Source organism: Peribacillus frigoritolerans, from assembly GCF_030676415.1.
Lineage (GTDB): Bacteria > Bacillota > Bacilli > Bacillales > DSM-1321 > Peribacillus > Peribacillus frigoritolerans_A.
Map to the genome: position 1 here is coordinate 75,046 of NZ_JAUUTW010000003.1, position 22,352 is coordinate 97,397.

Sequence of the window (22,352 nt, forward strand, 5' to 3'; positions counted from 1 at the left end):
GTATTACTTTGCTTGTATCCCAGACGGTTATCTTTGGATTAATCATGTTTTTTTATCTTAAAGAACAAACAGTGATAGGTTGCTTTCACACCTGATTCATCTCGGTATTCTGTATCGTATATGTTGATTAACTCTCGAAAAAAGGAAGGGCGCTGGCAGTAGTTTTCTTTATTGCTGTTAGCAGCACCAATCTTTTTAATTGATGTGAAAAATTCACGTACTGTCTGAAAGTACTCTAGTTCAAGCTTTTCCATTTTTGTTATCTCGATTGGAAATGCTGATGAAAAGGGGATTGCTGCTGTACAAACTTGGGTTAATTCTTCTAGTGTGTAAAACATTTGGCCTGGTGAACTATCAATGGAAAGTTGAAGCTTTTCTTTCGCATGTTCATATGACATATGAAGCTCTTGAAAGGTATCCATTCCGAACGTTGAAAAAATCAGGCTTCCTTCAGCCGTTAATCGTGTACACAGTTTTTCAAGGGTTGCAGGAAGATTATTCAGCCATTGAAACGTTGCATTAGAAATAATCAAGTCGTAACTTTCATTTAGCGCCATTTCTTCGATATCCGTACATAAAAATGTAACACGGTCTTCCTTTGTCATTCCTTTTGCCACTTCAACCATTCCTGGTGCCAAATCAACAGCCGTAATAGAGGCATTAGGGAATGTTTTGATGAGTAACCTGGTTAAGTAACCCGTGCCGCAGCCGATTTCAAGAATATTGATTTTAAGATTGGTGTTTTTTTGAGGAAGCAAATCCACTAATTGTTTTGCCATGTTTTTTTGAACATTGGCATACGCATCATATGTTTTCGCGTGTTCACTGAACCGCTTACTTAACAATCGTTTATCAATCATGAATGTACTCCTTTTGAATAAATGTTTTTATATGCTGCACACATTCCTGTGGTTTTGTGAAAAAAGGAATATGACCAGCGCCTTCGATAATATGAAACTCGGCTTTCCCACCCAGATTTTCTTTAATGAAAGATGAGGCTTCGAGTGGACAAATTTTGTCTTCCCGCCCATGAAGCAATATAAAGGGGGATTCAATCCGGTCGAGTCTTGTTCTGGCATCTTTTTGAAGTAAATAATCCAAACCCATAAGAAGCGAAAACACATCATCTCCATGAAACTCGCGTTGAATTGTCGTGATGAATTGATGATAAAAACCTTTTTCTTTTTCAGCTTCGGAAAACATGGCTTCATAGAAAGAAGTCAAAGTCTTCTCTTTATTGCGCTGCAGTTGTTTCTTCATGCGCTCGACCATTCGTGGATCCCAGCCAAATGAATAATTTTCGCCTGTGGTAAACCGACTTGTTGCGCCAAAAAGAATAAAACCTTTTATTTTTTCTCGATATGAACTTGCAAGTTCAAGGGATACTAGTGATCCTAATGACCAGCTCAGTAAATAAACAGGACCATCGATGGAAGCGATTGTATCTATGACACGTTCTTCAAAGTCATTTAGTGCCTTCATATCTCTCCATTCAATAAATGAAAGGTTACATACTTCTGACAGCGGTTTGATTAACGGTTGAAACGCATCTTTTTCCATTCCCCAGCCTGGAAGCATGACTAAATTCGGCTGTTTCATTCAATAACACCCATTTCCTTTCCAATGATCGAAACTTTTTCAACTGCCCAATCAAGATCTTTTTTATCGTGGAGAGCTGTTACGGTAAACCGGATTCTCGCCTCATTTTCAGGAACGGTCGGGGGCCTGACAGCAATAGCCGCAATGCCCTCTTTCTGCAAACGTGCGGCAAATTCCATCGCTTTTTCGTTTTCCCCGATGACGATAGGAACAATTTGTGATCGGCTTCCACAAATATTAAACCCGTAATATGTTAGTTCTTCTCTAAAGTGTTCTGAATTTGTTTGGAGCAGTGAGCGTCGTTCTGGTTCGTGCTGTACAAGTTCCATTGCTGTTTTTATAGCACCGAGTATGGCCGGGGGAAGTGCAGTTGAATAGATGAATCCGCGCATGCGATTTTTTAAATAGTCGATGAGCCATTTTTTCCCGACGACATAGGCCCCGAATGAACCGAGCGCTTTACTGAATGTTCCCATTTGGATATCTATTTTATTTTGAAGATGGAGATGACCGGCATAACCTTCACCCTTATTACCGTAGATGCCGGTTCCGTGTGCTTCATCAGTCATTAACATTGCGTTATAACGTTCTTTTAACCGAACAAGGTCTTCAAGATAAGCAAAGTCACCGTCCATGCTGAAGACCGTATCCGTCACGATTAATTTACGTGCCTCATTTGATGATTTCTTCAATAATGCTTCTAAATGATCTAAATCATTATGACGATAGCGCATATGCTTTGCACGGCTCAAAAGAGCTCCATCGACAATGCTTGCATGATTCAATTTATCGCTATAAATAATATCGTTACGGGACAGCAGGGTCGAGATAATTCCAAGGTTCGCATTATATCCACTGTTGATAATGAGTCCTGCTTCGGCTTTCTTCCAATCGACAAGAGCTTGTTCCGCTTGCTCGTAAAGAGGATGATTGCCAATAATTAAACGTGAAGCCGTTGCTCCTGCACCATATGTATGCACTGCATCAACCATAGCCTTTTTCAGCCGCTCATCTCCTGCATATCCTAAGTAGTTATTAGATGCAAGATTTAGCATCCTGCACCCGTTGATCGTAAGCCATGGCTGCTCGGCGCATACGGTTGATACGAGTTCACGCTTTTGCGAAATCTCTTCTAAATAAGCCAGTTCTTTTTTTATTTTTTCTTCCCAACAAGGTAATTGTTTTTCACTGTGCATGGCCATTCTCCTTTTTATATGTTAACTAAAATAAGTATAGGTTAACATATAAAATATTCTAATCATGACTCAATGAAACTGTCAAGCTTTGAAAAGGAACAGATTAACAAATTAATAATCCATTAATCTGGGAGAAATCAAGGGTCAAAAAAAGACACTTATCATAAGCGTGCAGTTGGTTATTTGAACCAAGTCGAGGAGTATGAAACTAACATTAAGACAAGTTTAAGGAGAAGGAGGATTAATGATGTTTTCGTTGGGCAGTGGCTTTGTTAAGCTAATGTATAAAAGAGCTTAGTGAAAATTAGTGCCTTTGTATGTATTAAGCTTGTTCATTGAAGATAATCTAAATTCCAAGTTAGTCTTTTTGTTAAACCTTCAAATCTTTGAAGGATTAAATGGAATTCCATGTTACTATAGAGCAGTGAAATTAACGAATTCACATTAACCATTACATAAAGGAAGGGTAATAAATATGAAAAAGATTTCTTTAGATGTTTTCTTTATATTAATAGGAGCTTTTATTTTCGCTTTGGCAATAAATCTTTTCGTCATTCCCAATGAACTTGGTGAGGGAGGAGTCACGGGGATAACCATCATTTTATTTTATCTTTTTGAATGGTCACCAGGGCTGTTAAGTTTGATCATTAACGCTTTCCTGCTCATTGTCGGTTATAAATATTTGTCGAAAATGACAACGGTATATACAATCATAGCCGTTGCCTTTAATTCACTTTTCCTTCATTTAACCGAAAGTTGGACGATATCTTCAGATGAATTGGTCATCAATGCGATATTTGGCGGGGTTTTTGCCGGTGCAGGAATTGGGATAATCATTCGTGTTGGGGGCACTACTGCCGGTACGACGATCCTAGCCCGAATTACGAATAAGTATTTGGGATGGAGCTTAAGCTATGGACTTCTGTTTTTCGATTTAATCGTTGCGTTCTCATCTTATTTCATCATTGGTGCAGAAGGTCTGATGCTAACTATCCTTATGCTTTATATTGGAACAAAAACGATGGAATTCATCATTGAGGGATTGAATCCGAAAAAAGCGATTACCATCATTTCAAAAGAAGCGGACCAGATTGCAAAACAAGTAACCGAATTGATGGACCGGGGGGTCACTGTTTTTAGCGGTCATGGATACTATACAAAAGCTTCCAAGGATATTTTATATATCGTTATAAGTAAGCAAGAGGTACTAAAGTTAAAGAGAATAGTGCAGTCAACGGATAGCAATGCTTTTATAGCCATACATGATGTTCGGGACGTATTTGGTGAAGGATTCCTGGATATTTCGAAGTCCTGATGCGAATTATCTAGAAGCGGATATGGTATAAGCGAAATGAAAAGGCCTAATAGGCTTTTTTATTTTGCATGGCAAAAAAATCTGTAAATTCCGAATAATTTGTTATATTATGTAAGTAAGAAACCACACACCCTGAGGAGTGCAGCCATTAAATGTGGAGGTGTCCAAGATGATCCTTTTAAAAGTGGATGACAGAAAGTTTGGGAAAAGCAATATCAAGTACAGTGTCGTTGATAAGGAAACGAATAAATTGATCATTAGTGGTGTGTTTAAAGAATTTGGACAAGCAAGCGATAAATATTATGAATTGAAGGATGAATACGGTTCATCCAATGTGAAGATGATATTGAAGTGAAAAGAGGGGGGCCGACGGGTTTCCCCTTTTTCGTGTAATGCCAGGAATGAAAATGGCCTGTACAATAAATAATCGGATAAAGGAATAATCAAAGGTTTCTGAATCATATAATTAGGTTAAGAAGGTTCTTAACATCCTTTTTTTACAATATACTACAATTTTATTGTAAAGTATGGAATTTGGTGGTAATATAAAGCGCATAAATGTAAACGTTTGCAAATAGTTTTGTGAGGAGGTGATGTAAAAGAAGTACGATAGACTATGAGTTTTATAGAATGGAAGGCTTTTATTTTACTATTTTATGCAAACGTTTTCTTAAAATTGCATGAATATTATGAGAAAAAGGGAGAGTCGGTAGGCATGAAGCGTAAAAAATGGTACGGGGGAATCTTTACTGTTTTATTAATTTTTAGTGTGATTTTGGCTGGATGCTCTTCTTCAACTGGTGGAAACAGCGACTCAAAGGATGTAGTGACGCTGGATATATTTCAATTCAAGGTAGAATTCAAGTCGCAATTCGAGACATTGGCAAAACAATATGAAAAAGAAAATCCAGATGTGAAGATCAAGGTATCGACAGTCGGCGGTGGAAATGATTATAAATCTGCCATAACGGCAAAGTTCGCTTCAGGTGAGGAGCCAGCGGTTTTTAACATTGGCGGACCGGTAGATGTCGCACAATATAAAGATAGATTAACAGATTTAAAGGACACGAAGGCTGCTGCTGCAGCGCTTGACGGTACTTTGGATGGCGTGGAAGAGGACGGGCAAGTCCTTGGACTTCCATTTAACCAGGAAGGATACGGCTTGATTTATAACAAACGAATATTTAAAGAAGCCGGAATTAATCCTGATGAAATTACAAGTTATGAAGCCTTAGAGGCGGCAGTTAAGAAAATGGATTCGCAAAAAGACAAATTGAAAATCGATGCAGTTTTCGCTTATCCGGTCAAAGAGAAGTGGGTGACAGGAAATCATTTATCCAATGTATTCTTAGCACCGGAGTTTGATGGGAATGTGTTAGAAGCAAGCAAGGCTCCAACGGTTAAATTCACGGATGGTGACAAGTTTAAACAAATGGTCGATATCCAAAATAAATATTCCGTCCAGCCGACAGCGAGTCTCGATTACTCCCAACAAGTGGAAGAACTGTTCTCGCTTGAAAAGGTTGCGATCATTCAGCAAGGTAACTGGGTGTATAACACAGTGTATGATATGGACCCTGAGTTAGCGGAAAAGGGAATTGGCATCATCCCGATTCCAAATGGAGACAATGCAGGCATGCCGGTCGGCGTACCGAACTATTGGGCGGTGAATAAGAAATCGGATGAAAAGGTACAGGAAGCAGCGAAGAAGTTCCTTGACTGGATGTATACATCCGAAGAAGGGAAAAAAGCCGTCTTGGAAGATTTTAAATTCATTCCTGCTTATGAAGGATATGATGTAGAAAAAATTGCCGATCCAATTTCAAAAGAAATTTATAAATACTCCCAAGAAGGAAACACGATTGGGTGGGTGTTTAATGGTTATCCGGTTGGTTGGAATGATGACCTTGGTGCTAGTGTCCAAAAATACGTAACTGGTAAATTGACTTGGGAGGAATTTGTCCAACAGAACATTGAAAATTGGGAGAAGATTCATAGCAAATAAAGTGTTGGGAAATGCAAATGACCAATCGGCATGAAAAGTGTGTCGATTGGTTGTTCCTTGTTATAGAAAAGCCGCATTGCCTCAACGAGGGATTCAGCAAATAACCCAGTCATGATCTAAAACCCATTAACTATTAAATCATTTCAAGGAGGTCGGTTTCGTTGAGAAATCGGGATGCCGCATATTGGCTGTTTTTGACACCTGTTCTTGCTGCACTCATTTTGGTTGTGATCGTGCCACTCATCTTCGGATTTTATTATTCCTTTACGAATTGGAACGGTTTAGGGACACCGGATTTCATTGGTCTTAAGAATTATATGGACTTGTTTACGGATAAAGGGTTCCTTGATACATTTTGGTTCACCATTAAATTTTCCGTAGCGGCAATTGTGGTAATCAATATCATCGGATTAAGTTTGGCTCTCATCGTGACTTCGAAAATTAAATCAAGCAACATACTGCGGACCGTTTTCTTTATGCCCAATTTAATTGGCGGCTTGATTCTCGGCTTTATTTGGCAGTTCATTTTTATTAAGGTCTTCGGTGCGATTGGTGATTTGACTGGGATCGAAGCATTTAATGGATGGTTATCAACGACAGATACAGGTTTTTGGGGATTGATCATTTTAACGTCTTGGCAAATGGCCGGGTATATCATGATCATTTATATTGCCTATCTGCAGGCTGTTCCTGAAGACTTGATCGAAGCGGCAAAAATTGATGGAGCTAACAGCTTCCAGCGTTTTCGCCATATAACTTTTCCGCTAGTGGCACCTGCTTTTACCGTCAGTTTGTTTTTGACGCTTTCCCACTCGTTCAAGATCTATGATCAAAATCTTTCTTTGACGAATGGAGCTCCCTATAATTCAACTGAAATGGTTGCGATGAACATTGTAAAATCCGCCTTCACCGAAAACGATATGGCATATGCACAAGCAAAAGCCGTTATCTTTTTCGTAATCGTGGCGGTCGTATCACTGACACAAGTCTATTTCAATAAAAAACGGGAGGTTGAGCTGTAATGAGGGGAAAATGGAAATTGTGGCTGATTGGATTCATCGGATTCATTTTGGCTATGTTATGGCTCACTCCGTTTTATTTAATGCTTGTCAATGCCTTTAAAATGAAACGGGATATATTTGCCGATACACTGGGACTGCCTGAAACCTGGACATTCGAAAACTTCATTCAAGCTTTCGAGCAATTGGATTTTCTCCGGACTTTATTCAATTCTTTATTGATATCGGGCGTCAGTGTAGTCATCATCATCATTTTTTCTGCGATGGCAGCATACGCTCTTTCCCGAAACAAAAGTAAAATAAGTTCCCTGCTTTTCTTTGTGTTTGTAGCTGCCATGCTGATCCCGTTTCAGTCTGTGATGATACCGCTCGTTGCCCAATTCGGACAGCTTGGGATGTTGAACAAGGCCGGACTTATTTTCATGTATTTAGGTTTTGGCTGCAGTCTTTCCATATTCCTTTACCATGGTACTTTAAAAGGGATTCCCCTCTCACTTGATGAGGCAGCAAAGATTGATGGTGCAAACCGCTTTCAAGTATTTTGGTATATCATATTTCCATTATTAAAACCGATGTCCATTACAGTCGGGATCTTAAATGTCATTTGGATATGGAATGACTATTTGTTGCCATCCCTTGTTATTGGCGGAGCAGGATCGGAGACCATCCCACTTAAATTATTCTTCTTTTTCGGTCAATATACGAAGCAATGGCATCTCGCCTTGGCTGGCCTTACTTTATCCATCATTCCAGTCATCATTGCTTACTTTTTTGCTCAGAGGCAAATTATCAAAGGAATTGCAGATGGAGCCGTTAAATAACTATTTAAATATAGGGAATATTAAACCATGTGCGGTGAACGGGGAGTGTTGATGAAATTGTCTGTTACTATAAAAGACGTTGCCAAAAAAGCAAATGTCGCTCCATCAACGGTATCGCGTGTAATCCATAACAGCCCGACAATCAGTGAAAAGACAAAGCGTAAAGTACGCAAGGTATTAAAGGAAATGGGCTATCATATGAATGAAAATGCCCGGAACTTAGTCACGAAGTCAACTAAGGCCATTGGGATCGTCATGAAAAGTTCGGCAAGGGAATCACTTTATAATCCCTTTTTTCCAGAAGTGATCCGAGGCATCGGGGATTTCTGTAATAAAGAAGGGTACAGTCTTTCCTTGACAACCGGCGAGACGGAGGATGCCATCTTTGAGGATGTCGTGAAAATGGTTCAGGGCAGAAGAGTGGATGGCATGATTGTTTTGTACTCTAAAAAGGACGATAAAGTGGTGCCGTATTTATTAAAGCAGGGCTTCCCGTTCGTTTTGATCGGGAAGCCAAGTACGAACATGAGCGGAATCACGTTCATTGATAACGATAATGTTCAAGCGGCCAGGGAAGTATCGGAGTTTGTAATAAATCTTGGACATGAGCGAATCGCCTTTTTAGGGGGCAGTCCCGAGTTTGAGGTGATCCAGGACCGCTTGACAGGCTTTCAACAAGCGATGGAACAGGCCGGGGTGGATGTGCGACAGGAATATATCAAATTGATTCCTTTAAATCGAACGGATGGAATAAAGGCCATTGACGAATTGCTGGAATTGAAAGAGGCACCAACCGCATTTTTGGTTATGGATCTTTTATTGGGTGTTCTCTTGCTTGGAGTGTTAGCTGAAAAGAACTTGAAAGTGCCACAGCAAATAAGCGTCGTCTGTTTTAACCACTCAGAATTCATAGAATTTTTAAGTACGCCGCTGACAACGGTTGATATCCATACGTATCAGTTAGGGTATGAGGCGGCAAAATGCGTGTTCGATTTAATTGCAAATCCGGAAATGATGGAAAAGAGTATCAGTATTCCTACCAAAATCATAAAACGGGAGTCGCATTTTGTTGCCGAAAAGGAAATTAAATGAAAAATGTAGAAATGTTTTACCAATTAAAGCTTGATTTTTGCTAACATAAATTTACAATATAGATTATCACGATTATTTTTGAAAATTCATACTTACTGAGTCAATAAGTATGTTCTTATATTTTGATCACACCTAACGCAAACGTTTGCGTTACGGATAAAGAGGTAATAGTTAAACATGCAAAGCAGGTTGCCGTGAAATGAATCTTGAATGGAGGAGGTTGTTCATGAGAGTCCTGGTATGGAATGAGTTTCGCCACGAGAAAACAAAGCCTGAAGTAGCCGAATTATACCCAGATGGTATCCATGGTGCAATTGCTAGCTTTTTACAAAGTGAGCAGGTCGAGGTGAGGACCGCCACTCTCGATGAAGAAGAGCATGGATTAACCGAAGAAGCACTGGAACGAACCGATGTACTTCTTTGGTGGGGGCATGTTGCACATGATGAAGTTCAGGATGAAATCATTGCAAGGGTTCACAAGCGAGTACTCGAGGGAATGGGTCTCATCGTCCTCCATTCTGGTCATTTTTCAAAGATCTTCAAACGATTAATGGGCACGACTTGCGATTTGAAATGGCGGGTGGCGGATGAAAGGGAACGGCTCTGGGTTGTCGATCCGAGTCATCCCATCGTTGATGGAATCGGAGAATATATAGAGCTTGAGAAGGAAGAAATGTACGGGGAACATTTTGATATTCCTGCACCAGATCAATTAATATTCGTCAGTTGGTTTGAAGGTGGGGAGATATTCAGAAGCGGTTGCACGTATCAGCGGGGAAAAGGGAGGATTTTCTACTTCCGTCCAGGTCATGAAACATATCCTACCTACCATAATCCGGAGATTCAAAGAGTAATTAAGAATGCCGTTGATTGGGTCAAGCCGGAATTTGGAATGGTAACGAACTATGGGAAAGCCGAACCGTTGGAATCCATCTCAGGCAAAGAGATGAAGTGAAGGAGAGAACGAAATGGGCAAAGTGAAGGTAGGAGTCATTGGATGCGGGAGTATCGCAAAAAACAGGCATTTTCCGGAGTATGATGCACATCAGGAAACGGAGATCATTGCCGTTTGTGATATTGTGCTGGACCGGGCGAATGCAGCAGCACAAAGGTATGGCGCGCAAGCATATACTGATTATATAGAACTTTTGAAGAATGAGGAGATTGAAGCGATCAGTGTATGTACACCGAATTACCTGCATGCACGCATCACAGTTGCGGCCTTGGAAGCTGGTAAGCATGTCCTTTGTGAGAAACCAATGGCTACTTCTTTAGTAGACGCTGAAAAAATGAATGCAGCAGCAGCGAAAAGCGGCAAAATACTAATGATTGGTCATAATCAGCGTTTTGTTCCCTCTCATCAAAAAGCGAAACAGCTTATTGAGAGCGGGGAGGTAGGAAGGGTCTATAGCTTCCGGACGGCATTTGGACATTCCGGGCCGGAAACCTGGAGCGTGGACGGACTGGAAAGCTGGTTTTTTAAGAAGGATCAGGCAGTCATTGGTGCAATGGGCGATTTAGGCGTTCATAAAGCTGATTTATTAAGGTATATCCTTGGAGAAGAATTTGTTGAAGTGGGAGCCTTTGTGGAAACGACTGCCAAGAAAAATACGGACGTTGATGACAGTGCGGCCTGTATCCTCCGGACGGAGAGCGGTATCATCGGAACTCTTACCGCCAGCTGGTCTTATGCAAAAGAAGACAATGCTACAGTCATTTATGCGGAAAAAGCGGTATTGCGCCTTGAAGACGATCCGAATTACTCACTGATCATCCATCATGATAATGGAAAGACAGAAACCATCCAATTAGGAAGCATCCAGACTAATGACTCAGAAGGACAGCATGATTCCGAAGTGATCAGCCACTTTGTAAAATGTGTGGTGGACAATGAGGAGCCTCTTGTCTCAGGAGTTGAAGGATTAAAATCATTAAAAGTCATTCTTGGCGCGATGGAATCAAATGCATCCCGAAAAATCATCCGCTTATAAAGGGGTTAAAAGTCATCATGTACAAATTAAAAATGGGTATTATCGGTGCTGGCGGAATTGCCCAAAAAAGGCATATCCCAGCTTTTCAAAAATTTCAAGATAAAGTGGTTTTATACGCGATTCAGGATATAGATGAAATGAAGGCGCGAGAAGTGGCGCGTGAATTTCATATCGAAAAGGTTTTCACCAATTATGAAGAAATGTTTGCTGAAGTGGATGCCGTTACGATTGCAACGCCAAACAAGTTCCATGCGGAGATTTCCATTGCTGCTCTGCAAGCGGGGGTACATGTGTTATGCGAAAAGCCAATGGCCATTACAACTGAGGAATGTATAGCAATAACCGAGGCTGCAAACATATCGGGTAAAGTTTTATCGACTGCTTATCATTACCGCTTCATGAAGGAAGCCCAGGCTGCAAAGAAAATGATTCAGGCCGGTGAAATCGGTGAACCATATGTAGCGCGTGTACAGGCAATCAGACGACGTAAAGTCCCTGGCTGGGGAGTGTTTACAAGCAAGGAATTGCAAGGCGGGGGAAGCGTGATCGATTACGGCTGCCATTTGCTTGATTTGGCGTTATGGCTGATGGATGACCCAGAACCGATTGAAATCGTAGGTTCGACATATAATTATGTCAGTAAGGGTGTCGATCAGGTTAATTTATGGGGGAATTTCGATGCCTCGGTATTTGAAGTGGATGACCATGCCACGGCATATATTAAATTTGCCAACGGAGCATCCCTATTATTCGAAACATCTTGGGCCGCCAATATCCGTGAAGAAGCGACTGTTTTGAGTTTATCCGGAACGCAGGGCGGACTTGATGTGTTCCCGTTGGTCTTGAATCAGGCTAAGCACGGCATGCTTCTAAATAGTGAGGCAGTATGGATGCCAGGGGAGGATACACCAGACCTGCAACAGGCAGAGAACTTTATTAATAGCTGCCTGGGGTTGGCAGAACCATTGGTAAAACCATCGGAAGCCATGAAAGTTTCAAAAATAATCGAAGCCATTTATCAAAGCTCGGCAAGTGGGAAGGTCATGAGCATAAATTAATGAAAAGGTGAGGTGGGGCTTGTGAAATTAGGGATTTTCACAGTGCTATTTGCTCAAAAGTCATTCGAGGATATGCTTGATTATGTCGCGGATTCTGGATTAAAAACAGTTGAAATCGGTACAGGCGGGTATCCAGGAAATATCCATTGTCCACTCGATGAACTGCTGGAAAGTGAAGAAAAGCGCCAAAAATACCTCGAAGCCGTTCAAGCAAGAGGGTTAACGATCAGTGCATTCAGCTGCCACGGCAATCCAATTTCTCCAGATGAAGCATTCGCTAAAGAAAGTGATGAAACACTGATTAAAACAATCAAGCTTGCATCCTTACTGAACGTCCCGGTCGTCAATACCTTTTCCGGTACAGCCGGTGATCACGAAGGAGCTAAATATCCAAACTGGCCTGTCGCCCCATGGCCGAATGAGTATACAGATGTGCTGAAATGGCAATGGGAAGAAAAATTGATTCCCTATTGGAAAAAAGCAGCCGCCATTGCCGATGAACATAATATAAAAATCGGTCTCGAACTCCATGGGGGCTTTCTCGTCCACACACCCTACACCTTGTTAAAACTGCGGGAAGCTACATCTGATGCAATAGGCGCCAACCTTGATCCAAGCCATCTTTGGTGGCAGGGCATCGAACCAGTCGGGGCCATCAAAATCCTAGGGAAAGCGGGAGCAATCTACCACTTCCACGCAAAAGACACATACTTGGATCAGGATAACATCAATATGTATGGATTAACCGACATGCAGCCATATGGAAATATCCAGAGCCGTGCCTGGAACTTCCGCTCTGTAGGGTGCGGCCACAGCCTGCAAGAGTGGTCCGACATCATGAGCGCCCTTCGCACATACGGTTACGATTACGTCGTCAGCATCGAACACGAAGATCCGCTAATGTCAGTTGAAGAAGGATTCCAACGGGCCGTAACCAATCTGAAAACTGTACTCATCAACGAAAGCCCAACTGATTTATGGTGGGTATAATTTGTAGCCGATAACGAGCAGCCTGTTGCAGGTTGCTTTTTATTTTGGCCCTTACTCGTAAAAAGTGGAATTCACGAGTAAATCAGCAGAATTCACGAGTAAAAGTGTGGAATTCACGAGTAAAAGTGCTAAATTCACGAGTAAAAGTGCTAAATTCACGAGTAAAAGCGTGAAACTCACGAGTAAATCAGCGGAATTTACGAGTAAAAGTGCTAAATTCACGAGTAAAAGCGTGAAACTCACGAGTAAAAGTGCTAAATTCACGAGTAAAGAGGAATTCACGAGTAAAAGCGTGAAACTCACGAGTAAAAGTAGAAAACTCACGAGAAAAGTGGAATTAATATTACGTCAAAATTTCTTTTTCACATCAATTGTGTTGAAGACAAACATATTATGATCCTTTCCCCCTCACGTTTTAAACGTGTTCTTCACTGTCGATATACCGAAATCTTTCGCCTTTCTTAACATACGTGTAGTCATTGTGAAAGAAGCATAGGAGGAAGTAAAAGCTCCATAATAGAAATCAGCTGTTTCCAATGGAGGAGATAGCTGGTTTTAAAAAAATTTCAAGTTGACAGTCACCTACTACGTGTTACAGCATACCCTATAGTAAGTAACACTGGATACCAACAGCACTGAATAGTGAAGTTGCAAAAATATTATTAAGAAAAAAAGTTGACACCTCTGCTACTCGGTGTTACAGTTTAGGTGTAATAAGTAATACTAAATAGCGTGTTTACATTACCCAAAAGCTATTCAGTAAAAATTCCCCCTCAGAACTAAGTTATAAGTCACAAAATAGAGGAGGCTCTGAACATGGAAAATTTAACTGAAATGCTGAAAGGTTCGCTGGAAGGCTGCGTGCTGGAAATCATCAGCCGCCATGAAACCTATGGCTACGAGATTACCCGCCGCCTGAACGAGCTTGGGTTTACTGAAGTCGTGGAAGGGACGGTCTACACCATCCTCGTGCGATTAGAAAAGAAAAAACTGGTGAACATAGAGAAGAAACCATCAGATATGGGGCCGCCCCGCAAGTTTTACTCACTTAATGAGGCTGGCCGCCAAGAACTTGAATTGTTTTGGAAAAAATGGGATTTTGTATCATCAAAAATCAACGTCTTAAAGTCAATCTAGCTTCATAAGATATTCCGTACGACATTTTTGGAGTGTCTTGTTCAGCTTTATAAAAAAGGAGGAAAAATAACATGATGGAATTGTTCAAAAAAATGATTGGTGATAAAAAAGAGTATAAAATGATGATGGCACGGGTTGAAGCCCTGCCAGAGGACTACCAGTTTGTATTTAAGAAAATTCAAAACTATATGTGGAATTTCTCAGCGGGCAGCGGGATGGATATGCTGCACATGCAGTATGAATTAATCGATTTGTTCGAAGCCGGTGCGGCGGAAGGCAGACAAGTGCTGGAAATCACTGGGGACGACGTGGCGTCCTTTGCCGACGAGCTAGTGGCAAATGCTAAAACCTATTTCGCCAAGTATCGTGAAGATCTGAATGAAAGTATCATGAAGCGATTGGGAAAAAATAAATTCAATAGTTAATTCCGACTGAATAGCTGGTTACAAATGTGAATTGCCACCTTCGCTATTCAGTTATATTTTTAACTCGGTAGTAAGTAATACAGAATATCAGTCAGACTAAATAGAAGAGAATAGGTAATCTAGTTCCGCTAGGCACTCGACCGGATAATTACGAAACTTACAAGCGGCCTTGCCGCGCTATTAATAGGAGGAAAAAAGTATGAGCAATGCAGCGATTTCTGTAAAAGGGTTAAAAAAATCCTTTAAAGATAATGAAGTCTTAAAGGGGGTGGATTTTGAGGTGCGGCGTGGCGAAATTTTCGCACTGCTGGGCTCAAATGGAGCGGGCAAGACGACGACGGTCAATATCCTCTCTACTCTGATGAAGGCCGATGGCGGCGAAGTAGGTATTTGCGGCTTTGACGTCCAGCGTCAACCGGATCATGTTCGCCAGAGCATCAGCCTGACAGGGCAGTTTGCAGCTTTAGACGGCATGCTCACCGGGCGGGAAAACCTACTGATGATCGCCAAGTTGCGGGGAGTTTCCAATCCTGCTCAAGTCGCCGACAATCTGCTTGCAAGATTCAGCCTGGCCGATGCGGCCAACCGCCGGGCGGACAAATATTCCGGCGGGATGAAGCGTCGGCTTGACATCGCCATGAGCCTGATCGGGACCCCAGCAGTCATTTTTCTCGACGAACCGACGACAGGGCTTGACCCCGAAGCGCGGATTGAAGTCTGGGATACCATCAAGGAGCTTGCCGGCGGAGGCACGACCATCTTGCTGACGACCCAGTACCTGGAGGAAGCCGAACAACTGGCGGACCGTATCGCCATCCTGCATGGCGGAAAAATCATCTCGACCGGGACCCTTACCGAACTCAAGGAGATGTTCCCGCCAGCGAAAGTGGAGTACATCGAGAAGCAGCCGACACTGGAGGAAATTTTCCTCGCGATCATCGGCAAAAAGGAGAAGATGTAAATGAAAAGCAAAACAGGGGTATTACTAGGACGTTTAATGCGCAACATCATGCGCAGCCCGGATACAATTATCACGGTGGCGATTACGCCGATTATGATGCTGCTGCTGTTTGTCTACGTATTTGGCGGCGCCATAGATGCAGGCACGGACAACTACGTCAATTATTTATTGCCGGGAATCTTGCTGATGGCTATCGCATCCGGCGTCGCTTACACTTCCGTGCGGCTGTTTACGGATGTAAAGAGCGGGCTGATGGCGCGTTTCATTACCATGCCCATCAAGCGCTCGTCGGTATTGTGGGCTCACGTGTTGACCTCGCTTGTATCCAATGCGCTTACTGTCGTCGTGGTTATCCTCGTCGCGCTCTTGATGGGTTTCCGTTCCAGCGCTGATATCCTGGATTGGCTTGCGGTAGCTGGGATACTCGCGCTGTTTACGCTAGCGCTGACATGGCTGGCGGTCATTCCCGGATTGACAGCGGGGGCTATGGAAGGCGCGACAGCCTACTCGTACCCGCTGATTTTCCTGCCGTTTATCAGTTCGGCCTTTGTTCCCACCGAAACTATGCCTAAAATTGTCCGTGCGTTCGCTGAGAACCAGCCCGTGACTTCAATCGTGAATGCGATTCGTGCCCTCTTGTATGAAGGGTCTGTTGGCAACGATATTTGGATCGCGCTTTCCTGGTGCGTCGGCATAATGGTCATCGCTTACTTCTTCGCCAGTAAAGCATTTAAACGCCAGTTAGGGTAAGTACATCATTAAGGGATTAGCCATATCAATAGTCAGCTGATGCGATGAATGCATTTGCTATCACATGGAAGGCTGCTTAATGCCGGGGCAACCATCGATGAAATCATGGAAACCCTTAAAATTGGTGTGATTGGTGGCGGCTTGATCACTTATCCCAACGCGAGGTTTGCCATGCATGCTCCGAGTAAAAGTGGAAAACTCACGAGTAAAAGTGGAAAACTCACGAGTAAAAGTGGAAAACTCACGAGTAAAAGTGGAAAACTCACGAGTAAAAATGCGAAACTCACGAGTAAAAGTGGAAAACTCACGAGTAAGTGCGAAACTCACGAGTAAAAGCGTTAAACTCACTAGTAAAAGTGCGAAACTCACGAGTAAAAGCACCTAAATACAATTAAAAAAGCAAATTATTGCTGGAAATTCTTCTGAAAGTAAAAAATGATGCCCCCGGAGTTCTGGGGGCATCTTCATTATCATCTTTGCCTTGGGGTATAATCCAATTCCTTAAATAGTTCCGTCAATTCATCCTCGGTCAGGTCGCGCCATTGTCCGATCGCCAGTCCGTCCAGATGGATGTTCATGATCCGGATTCGATGTAAATCACGGACTTCATAACCTAGTGCGGAGCACATACGGCGGATTTGTCTGTTCAGTCCTTGCATCAAAGTGATGTTAAATGTATTTTTGGTCAACTGCTCGACCTTACAAGGAAGTGTTTTTGTATCCAAAATCTCCACTCCGGATGACATATCTTTAATGAAGGAAGCGGTAAGTGGCTTATCAACGGTTACGATGTATTCTTTTTCATGTTTGTTTTCTGCACGAAGGATTTCATTTACGATGTCTCCGTCATTTGTAAGAAGGATAAGACCGCTTGAGTCTTTGTCCAGCCGTCCGATATGAAAAATGCGAAGCGGATGATTTACAAAATCAACGATATTCCCTTTAATGTGTTTTTCCGTCGTACTTGTAATCCCTATCGGTTTATTCAGTGCAATATAGACATTTTGCTGTTCCACTTTTATCGGCTTGCCGTCTACACGAACATCATCGCCGGGTTCAGCTTGACTGCCGAGCTCCGCTACAGTGCCATTAATCGTCACACGGCCCTCGGCTATCCATTTGTCTGCGCCTCGTCGCGAGGTAATTCCGGATTCACTGATAAATTTATTGATCCTCAACTAAAGCACACCTTTACATTCAGATTTTCTTCTTTAAAGGATAACGTAAATCATGGTGCATAGACAAGGGGGAAAGACAAGATAGCGTTAGTTGATGAGAATTACTGGATGTTTTTTACATGTTCTTTCGTGACATCTGCCGGATCTTCCTTTTTCTTTTTGCTTGTAAGGTAGACGCCAATGAAGACAAGGAGGCCACCTAGGATTTGGATGATAGTAATCGCATGACCCAAAATCAGACTGAGAATGGCGGTAAATACAGCAATCAGATTTAGATAAATTCCAGCCTGTCCGGCATTGATATGACGTAGGGAAATATTCCAGAAAATAAATGAGCCGACAGACGGGAAGATCCCAATATATAAGAGGCCAGTGATTGCTTTACTGCTTAAATCAAGGTTCATACCCGAGCCAATGGCAAATGGAGCGACGAGAATCAATCCGAGAAATACGGAAACGGCAGTGGCTGAGATGATCGGAATGTTTTTCAGTTTTTTACCGATTATTGAATAGAAGGTCCAAACGAGAATCGCGAGGATCATCAATAGGTCGCCTTTATTATAAGTAAGCTGGAAAATATCCAGAAGGTGTCCTTTTGTTAAGACCAATAAAACGCCGAATAAAGATATGATAAGTCCGAGTGCATGGAGGGATGAAATTTTCTCCTTTAACAGCAAAGCGGAAAAAAGAACAATTAAGGCAGGGTTCATGGAATTGACAAGAGCAGCATTCATGGAAGTTGTATAGGTCAAAGCCCAATAAAGGAAAAAATTATAACTGATGATTCCGAGCACACCCATGACTAATAGTAATTTCCAGGCTTTCCATACAATCTTCCAGTTTGGCTTTTCAATCCATTGCGCTAGTGGAAATAATAAGAAAACGGCAATTAGCCATCTCGTAAATGTTAGCTGGATCGGGGAAAGTTCGGACACAACGTATTTTCCGAAAATGTAATTACCGGCCCAAAACAAATTTGCCAAGATAAGAAATAAAATAACAATAGATTTTTTCATCAGGCAGCCTCTTCCTTAATTGATGGAATATTCACTAAATATAGCAAAATAGAAGTACCTAATCAATATATATAAGGAAACGTAAAGAGCATAGGAGTCAGTTTTTGTGCATGATAACCGAGGAAGGATGAACCAGAGATCAGGATAAATAAAGTAAAGGCCGTTCAGCTTAAACTGAACAGCCTTTTCACATCTATATTAAGCGAAAATGGCACTGATTTCGGCGATTTCATCCATGGTTAGATCGACATTCAATGCTTGTAAGTTGCGTGTGACCTGTTCTGGCTTTTTCGCTCCGGGAATCAGTACATCTATCGAGTGCCGAGTTAAATACCAAGCTAGTACCACATCGGCGACATCGGTATGCTTCCTGTCGGCAATCGCCCGTACTTCTTCCACTTTTTGCAGGTTGCTTACAAAAGCTTGTCCTTGGAAAAGCGGACTTTTTGCCCGGCCGTCCTCGAATGTTGATTCCTGATTATATTTGCCGCCGAGCAGACCGGAAGCAAGGGGGAAATAAGGAATGAAGGAAATATCATTTTCGGCTGTATATGGCAGCAGGTCTTGTTCTGCCTCACGTTTGAATAGATTGTATTCGGATTGCAGGACATCCACATAGCCGTCTTTATTCGCTTCCTTCAATTGTTCGTACGAAAAGTTCGAGACGCCGATTGACTTGATTTTACCTGCATCCTTCAATTCCTTTAAGGCACCTACTGCTTCATCTTTAGGGGTATCCTCATCAGGGAAATGGATATAAAATAAGTCGATGCAGTCTGTTTGGAGCCTTTTTAGACTCGAGTCCACGGCATCTTTCAGAAAAGCCGGAGAGTTATCAAAGACGATGTTGCCATCGACAAATTTATGTGCCCCTTTAGTGGCAAGGACTATATCCTCGCGTTTGCGACTCTCTTTAAGGATTTCACCGATAAGTTCTTCTGAACGCTCAGGACCGTAAATGTAAGCTGTATCCCAAAAGTTGATTCCCTCTTCCAATGCCGTTCTCAAAACATCCCTTCCTGTATCCTCACTTAGATTAGGGAAAAGGTTATGTCCGCCAACTGCATTCGTGCCAAGGCCAATCGGGTTTACATACAAATCTGTTTTACCAATACGGGTTTGCTTAGACATATTACTTATCATCTCCTTTGACCCATCATAACAAAAAGTGGATTGTGATTTCCAAAATAAAGCAATGCAGTCGTGTATAAAATAAGCAGATGATCCGTAAAATCACCTGCTTACTTCATTATTATAGTGTTTCGATTTCCAACTCCTCAGCTGGAGCTGTTTGTCCAATTTGACTGAGCAGAAGGCCAAAGGCTGTACCGACTAGAGCAGGGATGATCCACTCCATGCCGTAGGCGGAAAGGGGAAGGGCATCACTTAAGGTTTGCACGGGTCCTAATTGCAAACCGAAAGCATTCAGTCCATCTATCAAGGCGAAAACTCCTGTGAAAGTCAGTGCACTGCGATAAACTTTCTTCGGGTTTTTGAAATGACGGCTGAAGAATGTCAGGACAATCAGGACGATCGTTAACGGATAAGCCATCACGAGGAATGGTACCGATACTTTTAAAATTTGATTCAGACCCATATTTGAAAGGATGAAACCGACGATTGTTACGATCTGAATGACAGTTTTATAGTTCAGCTTGGGGAAAAGTTTCGAGAAATACTGTCCGCAAGCAGTCGTCAACCCGACAACGGTGGTGAAGCATGCTAAAGTGAAAATGATGCCGAGAAGGACCTTCCCGCCAGTTCCAAGTAAAAGAGTGGATGCGACAGTGAGGATATCCGTTCCGTTTTCGAATGACCCATCGGCTGCCATGCGTGCTCCCATTACACCTAAGGAAATATAAACTAAAGAAAGCAAAACACCAGCGATGAGACCCGCTTTTACTGTATATCTCGTCAATTGCTTTCGTTCGGAAATCCCCCTTTGCTGGATTGAAGTAAGGATGACGATCCCAAAAGCCAGGGCAGCTAGAGCATCCATCGTGTTGTAACCTTCAATGAACCCTTTCGAAAATGCTCCCGCAGCATATGCTTCGGTTGGAGCTTGGAATGGAGCATCAAGCTTTACGAACCCAACGACACAGAGAATGACCATGGACAAAAGAAGAACGGGAGTAATCCAGCGTCCCATGAAGGTTTCCATTTTTTTTGGATTCAATGAAATGGCATAAACGATGATGAAAAATATGGTTGTGAACATGAATAGAAATAGTGGTTGATTCATTGAGTCGCCAAGGTATGGCTTGAAGCCCATTTCATAGGCAACATTCGCATTCCGTGGAATGGCCAGAAAAGGCCCGATGCTTAAATAGATGACCACCATGAACAACGTGCTGAATAAAGGATGTACACGGGCCCCGATAGTTTGTGCCCCGCCTTTAACAAGTGAGACTGCAAGAAGCACCAAAATTGGCAGGCCGACTCCGGTGACGATAAAACCGGTAATGGCTGGCCAGAAAGATGTTCCCGAAGATGCTCCTAAAAATGGAGGGAATATGAGATTCCCCGCTCCGAAGAACATTGAGAAAAGCATAAGGCCGATAAATAATGTGTCTGTTTTTTTCATGGTGATTTCCCCTTTTTTAAAAATGATAACTCTCGCCGACTGGCCTGAAAAAGGCTAATTAAAGTGTTTTGTGCAAATAAAAAACTCGCCCCTGAAAATCAGGGACGAGTTTGTGCTCGCGTTACCACCCATATTCCGCACTTCAAAGAAGCTGCGGCACTCAGTCAACGTACGAATTCATACGTGATCCATTGTAACGGCGGAAACCCGTCAAAGCCTACTGCATTTTCAGCTTTGCATCTCAGAGATGATTTTCGGATAGGCCTTGGACATCGACTTCCACCACATGTCGACTCTCTGTGGAACAGGGTTCTCATCTTACTCTTTCTCTTCATAGATTTTATAATATAAAGATAATTTAGCAAATTCTGATTATGAAGTCAACATATTTTATCATTAATCCTTTTAAAGGAGCGGGAAATTAGTCCCAAGTTGGCGAAACTTCCTTTATTAAGAGTGTTTTTTGAAAAAGAATAGGATATTACTCCCTATTATCTTTCTAATCGCAACTATATTATAATAGAAGGCAGAACACTAAAGGAGACAACAGTATGTCTGAAAATAAAAAATTAAGCCTGGCGGATGCAGTCAAACAAAAACTGGCTCAAAAGCAAGCAGGATCAAGTAAAGATAAACTGGAAACAGGCGTTGTGAAGAAAACGAAACAGCTTAAAAGCCAGTTGACCAAAAAGCCGAATAACCAACGTAAGCGTACAGGGGTATAATCCTAATTTGTCAAAGGACAACGACTGTTCGGAGCTTATCAGAGAGCAGTTACCTTTTATGAATGAGGGTACTGCTTTTTTATATGAACGCAAAAATGGGGATTTAGTAATGGACGAGGCAGAGTGATTTTTTTTTTTACCTTTTATATTTAGTTGAAGGGCTGGGCTTATGGTAATTTAGAGGTATGAAGAATGGTTCGCTCACCACTATCTGATATGTGGTAAAACTAGAAAAAACCTATTTTCTCGAATATGGAAATGACATCTCTGTATCGGTTTATTAAAAACATTACAGTTCCGTTTGTTTCTGTTTTAAAATTGTAAGAATGGTGACATGTTGTTACCATATTGTTTTGCTAAAATAATATTTTAAGGTTTTGTAAATGATTTTTTAACTAAAGGAACCTGTAAATTGAATGTTAGGTCTAATAGAGGGCTTATAGAATCAGTGATTATCCTTTAATTGAAAATATGAAATATATCGGGGGAA

General features: G+C 41.9%; 24 protein-coding genes and 1 other annotated feature. Of the genes, 16 read left to right on the forward strand and 8 right to left on the reverse strand.

Going from position 1 to position 22,352, the window contains the following annotated elements; genetic code table 11:
* Positions 1-38: 38 nt before the first annotated feature.
* Genes bioC through bioF form a run of 3 tightly spaced genes read right to left on the reverse strand, consistent with a single transcriptional unit; the run spans position 39 to position 2,795 of the window.
* Positions 39-860, reverse strand: a complete 822-nt coding sequence (bioC, locus tag Q8G36_RS04095) for a malonyl-ACP O-methyltransferase BioC (RefSeq protein WP_305159101.1) — start codon at positions 858-860, stop codon at positions 39-41.
* The gene (locus Q8G36_RS04100) at positions 853-1,599 is read right to left on the reverse strand and encodes an alpha/beta fold hydrolase (protein ID WP_305159102.1); all 747 of its coding nucleotides are present in this window, start codon (positions 1,597-1,599) and stop codon (positions 853-855) included. The genes bioC and Q8G36_RS04100 overlap by 8 nt, the downstream gene beginning before the upstream one ends.
* Positions 1,596-2,795: an 8-amino-7-oxononanoate synthase gene (gene bioF, locus Q8G36_RS04105; RefSeq protein ID WP_305159103.1), complete on the reverse strand. Its 1,200-nt coding sequence runs from the start codon at positions 2,793-2,795 to the stop codon at positions 1,596-1,598. The genes Q8G36_RS04100 and bioF overlap by 4 nt, the downstream gene beginning before the upstream one ends.
* A 475-nt stretch (positions 2,796-3,270) precedes the next feature.
* Between bioF and Q8G36_RS04110 the strand changes: the two genes are divergently transcribed.
* The 10 genes from Q8G36_RS04110 (at position 3,271) to Q8G36_RS04155 (ending at position 13,086) form a co-directional block, all read left to right on the forward strand.
* Entirely contained in the window at positions 3,271-4,110 is an 840-nt protein-coding gene (locus Q8G36_RS04110; RefSeq protein ID WP_305159104.1) for a YitT family protein, read from the forward strand.
* A gap of 169 nt (positions 4,111-4,279) precedes the next feature.
* Entirely contained in the window at positions 4,280-4,465 is a 186-nt protein-coding gene (locus Q8G36_RS04115; protein ID WP_305159105.1) for a hypothetical protein, read from the forward strand.
* A 360-nt stretch (positions 4,466-4,825) separates the two neighbouring features.
* Positions 4,826-6,115, forward strand: coding sequence for an ABC transporter substrate-binding protein (locus Q8G36_RS04120; protein ID WP_251432031.1), 1,290 nt, complete (start codon positions 4,826-4,828; stop codon positions 6,113-6,115).
* Positions 6,116-6,276: 161 nt separating this feature from the next.
* The gene (locus Q8G36_RS04125) at positions 6,277-7,137 is read left to right on the forward strand and encodes a carbohydrate ABC transporter permease (RefSeq protein WP_251432028.1); all 861 of its coding nucleotides are present in this window, start codon (positions 6,277-6,279) and stop codon (positions 7,135-7,137) included.
* On the forward strand, positions 7,137-7,955 hold the full coding sequence (locus Q8G36_RS04130; protein WP_305159106.1) for a carbohydrate ABC transporter permease: 819 nt from the start codon (positions 7,137-7,139) through the stop codon (positions 7,953-7,955). Before Q8G36_RS04125 ends, Q8G36_RS04130 begins: the two co-directional genes overlap by 1 nt.
* 57 nt (positions 7,956-8,012) lie before the next feature.
* Positions 8,013-9,047 (forward strand): LacI family DNA-binding transcriptional regulator, encoded by a 1,035-nt coding sequence (locus Q8G36_RS04135; protein WP_034306559.1) that lies wholly within the window; start codon positions 8,013-8,015, stop codon positions 9,045-9,047.
* Between the two features lie 226 nt (positions 9,048-9,273).
* Positions 9,274-10,002, forward strand: a complete 729-nt coding sequence (locus tag Q8G36_RS04140) for a ThuA domain-containing protein (protein ID WP_305159107.1) — start codon at positions 9,274-9,276, stop codon at positions 10,000-10,002.
* A 13-nt stretch (positions 10,003-10,015) separates the two neighbouring features.
* Positions 10,016-11,038: a Gfo/Idh/MocA family protein gene (locus Q8G36_RS04145; RefSeq protein ID WP_305159108.1), complete on the forward strand. Its 1,023-nt coding sequence runs from the start codon at positions 10,016-10,018 to the stop codon at positions 11,036-11,038.
* Between the two features lie 17 nt (positions 11,039-11,055).
* The gene (locus Q8G36_RS04150; protein ID WP_063235296.1) at positions 11,056-12,096 is read left to right on the forward strand and encodes a Gfo/Idh/MocA family protein; all 1,041 of its coding nucleotides are present in this window, start codon (positions 11,056-11,058) and stop codon (positions 12,094-12,096) included.
* A gap of 21 nt (positions 12,097-12,117) precedes the next feature.
* Positions 12,118-13,086, forward strand: coding sequence for a sugar phosphate isomerase/epimerase family protein (locus Q8G36_RS04155; protein ID WP_305159109.1), 969 nt, complete (start codon positions 12,118-12,120; stop codon positions 13,084-13,086).
* Positions 13,087-13,137: 51 nt separating this feature from the next.
* On the opposite strand, the gene Q8G36_RS04160 is transcribed toward Q8G36_RS04155, so the two are convergent.
* On the reverse strand, positions 13,138-13,410 hold the full coding sequence (locus Q8G36_RS04160; RefSeq protein ID WP_305159110.1) for a hypothetical protein: 273 nt from the start codon (positions 13,408-13,410) through the stop codon (positions 13,138-13,140).
* Between the two features lie 492 nt (positions 13,411-13,902).
* On the opposite strand from Q8G36_RS04160, the gene Q8G36_RS04165 reads away from it, so the two are divergent.
* From Q8G36_RS04165 to Q8G36_RS29135, 5 genes are all read left to right on the forward strand, one after another.
* On the forward strand, positions 13,903-14,223 hold the full coding sequence (locus Q8G36_RS04165; protein ID WP_016131412.1) for a PadR family transcriptional regulator: 321 nt from the start codon (positions 13,903-13,905) through the stop codon (positions 14,221-14,223).
* Positions 14,224-14,294: 71 nt separating this feature from the next.
* Positions 14,295-14,648 (forward strand): DUF1048 domain-containing protein, encoded by a 354-nt coding sequence (locus Q8G36_RS04170; protein WP_305159111.1) that lies wholly within the window; start codon positions 14,295-14,297, stop codon positions 14,646-14,648.
* A 199-nt stretch (positions 14,649-14,847) separates the two neighbouring features.
* A complete protein-coding gene (locus Q8G36_RS04175; protein ID WP_305159112.1) occupies positions 14,848-15,609 on the forward strand; it encodes an ABC transporter ATP-binding protein in 762 nt (253 codons plus the stop codon).
* Complete coding sequence (locus tag Q8G36_RS04180) at positions 15,610-16,359, forward strand: ABC transporter permease (RefSeq protein WP_305159113.1); 750 nt, start codon at positions 15,610-15,612, stop codon at positions 16,357-16,359.
* Positions 16,360-16,530: 171 nt separating this feature from the next.
* A complete protein-coding gene (locus Q8G36_RS29135) occupies positions 16,531-16,692 on the forward strand; it encodes a hypothetical protein (protein ID WP_370694015.1) in 162 nt (53 codons plus the stop codon).
* Between the two features lie 137 nt (positions 16,693-16,829).
* Here Q8G36_RS29135 and rluF read toward each other — a convergent pair whose 3' ends face one another.
* From rluF to brnQ, 4 genes are all read right to left on the reverse strand, one after another.
* A complete protein-coding gene (gene rluF, locus Q8G36_RS04190; RefSeq protein WP_305159115.1) occupies positions 16,830-17,537 on the reverse strand; it encodes a 23S rRNA pseudouridine(2604) synthase RluF in 708 nt (235 codons plus the stop codon).
* A gap of 101 nt (positions 17,538-17,638) precedes the next feature.
* Positions 17,639-18,553: a DMT family transporter gene (locus Q8G36_RS04195; protein ID WP_305159116.1), complete on the reverse strand. Its 915-nt coding sequence runs from the start codon at positions 18,551-18,553 to the stop codon at positions 17,639-17,641.
* A gap of 198 nt (positions 18,554-18,751) precedes the next feature.
* A complete protein-coding gene (locus tag Q8G36_RS04200) occupies positions 18,752-19,684 on the reverse strand; it encodes an aldo/keto reductase (RefSeq protein ID WP_305159117.1) in 933 nt (310 codons plus the stop codon).
* Between the two features lie 121 nt (positions 19,685-19,805).
* Positions 19,806-21,137 carry a branched-chain amino acid transport system II carrier protein gene (brnQ, locus tag Q8G36_RS04205; RefSeq protein WP_305159118.1) on the reverse strand — a complete coding sequence of 444 codons (1,332 nt, stop codon included), beginning with the start codon at positions 21,135-21,137 and terminating at the stop codon, positions 19,806-19,808.
* A gap of 97 nt (positions 21,138-21,234) precedes the next feature.
* Positions 21,235-21,481, reverse strand: a binding site (T-box leader).
* A 207-nt stretch (positions 21,482-21,688) separates the two neighbouring features.
* Here brnQ and Q8G36_RS04210 point away from each other — a divergent pair.
* Positions 21,689-21,862, forward strand: coding sequence for a hypothetical protein (locus tag Q8G36_RS04210; protein ID WP_164468807.1), 174 nt, complete (start codon positions 21,689-21,691; stop codon positions 21,860-21,862).
* The last annotated feature ends 490 nt before the right edge of the window (positions 21,863-22,352 follow it).

Coding starts and splice junctions, on each gene's coding strand:
- Q8G36_RS04130 (WP_305159106.1), top strand. CDS start 7,137: ATGAGGGGAAAATGGAAATTGTGGCTGATTGGATTCATCGGATTCATT.
- Q8G36_RS04150 (WP_063235296.1), top strand. CDS start 11,056: ATGTACAAATTAAAAATGGGTATTATCGGTGCTGGCGGAATTGCCCAA.
- Q8G36_RS04145 (WP_305159108.1), top strand. CDS start 10,016: ATGGGCAAAGTGAAGGTAGGAGTCATTGGATGCGGGAGTATCGCAAAA.
- Q8G36_RS04100 (WP_305159102.1), bottom strand. CDS start 1,599: ATGAAACAGCCGAATTTAGTCATGCTTCCAGGCTGGGGAATGGAAAAA.
- Q8G36_RS04180 (WP_305159113.1), top strand. CDS start 15,610: ATGAAAAGCAAAACAGGGGTATTACTAGGACGTTTAATGCGCAACATC.
- Q8G36_RS29135 (WP_370694015.1), top strand. CDS start 16,531: ATGCATGCTCCGAGTAAAAGTGGAAAACTCACGAGTAAAAGTGGAAAA.
- brnQ (WP_305159118.1), bottom strand. CDS start 21,137: ATGAAAAAAACAGACACATTATTTATCGGCCTTATGCTTTTCTCAATG.
- bioC (WP_305159101.1), bottom strand. CDS start 860: ATGATTGATAAACGATTGTTAAGTAAGCGGTTCAGTGAACACGCGAAA.
- Q8G36_RS04120 (WP_251432031.1), top strand. CDS start 4,826: ATGAAGCGTAAAAAATGGTACGGGGGAATCTTTACTGTTTTATTAATT.
- Q8G36_RS04175 (WP_305159112.1), top strand. CDS start 14,848: ATGAGCAATGCAGCGATTTCTGTAAAAGGGTTAAAAAAATCCTTTAAA.
- Q8G36_RS04210 (WP_164468807.1), top strand. CDS start 21,689: ATGTCTGAAAATAAAAAATTAAGCCTGGCGGATGCAGTCAAACAAAAA.
- Q8G36_RS04140 (WP_305159107.1), top strand. CDS start 9,274: ATGAGAGTCCTGGTATGGAATGAGTTTCGCCACGAGAAAACAAAGCCT.
- bioF (WP_305159103.1), bottom strand. CDS start 2,795: ATGCACAGTGAAAAACAATTACCTTGTTGGGAAGAAAAAATAAAAAAA.
- Q8G36_RS04170 (WP_305159111.1), top strand. CDS start 14,295: ATGATGGAATTGTTCAAAAAAATGATTGGTGATAAAAAAGAGTATAAA.
- Q8G36_RS04200 (WP_305159117.1), bottom strand. CDS start 19,684: ATGTCTAAGCAAACCCGTATTGGTAAAACAGATTTGTATGTAAACCCG.
- Q8G36_RS04195 (WP_305159116.1), bottom strand. CDS start 18,553: ATGAAAAAATCTATTGTTATTTTATTTCTTATCTTGGCAAATTTGTTT.
- Q8G36_RS04165 (WP_016131412.1), top strand. CDS start 13,903: ATGGAAAATTTAACTGAAATGCTGAAAGGTTCGCTGGAAGGCTGCGTG.
- Q8G36_RS04115 (WP_305159105.1), top strand. CDS start 4,280: ATGATCCTTTTAAAAGTGGATGACAGAAAGTTTGGGAAAAGCAATATC.
- Q8G36_RS04110 (WP_305159104.1), top strand. CDS start 3,271: ATGAAAAAGATTTCTTTAGATGTTTTCTTTATATTAATAGGAGCTTTT.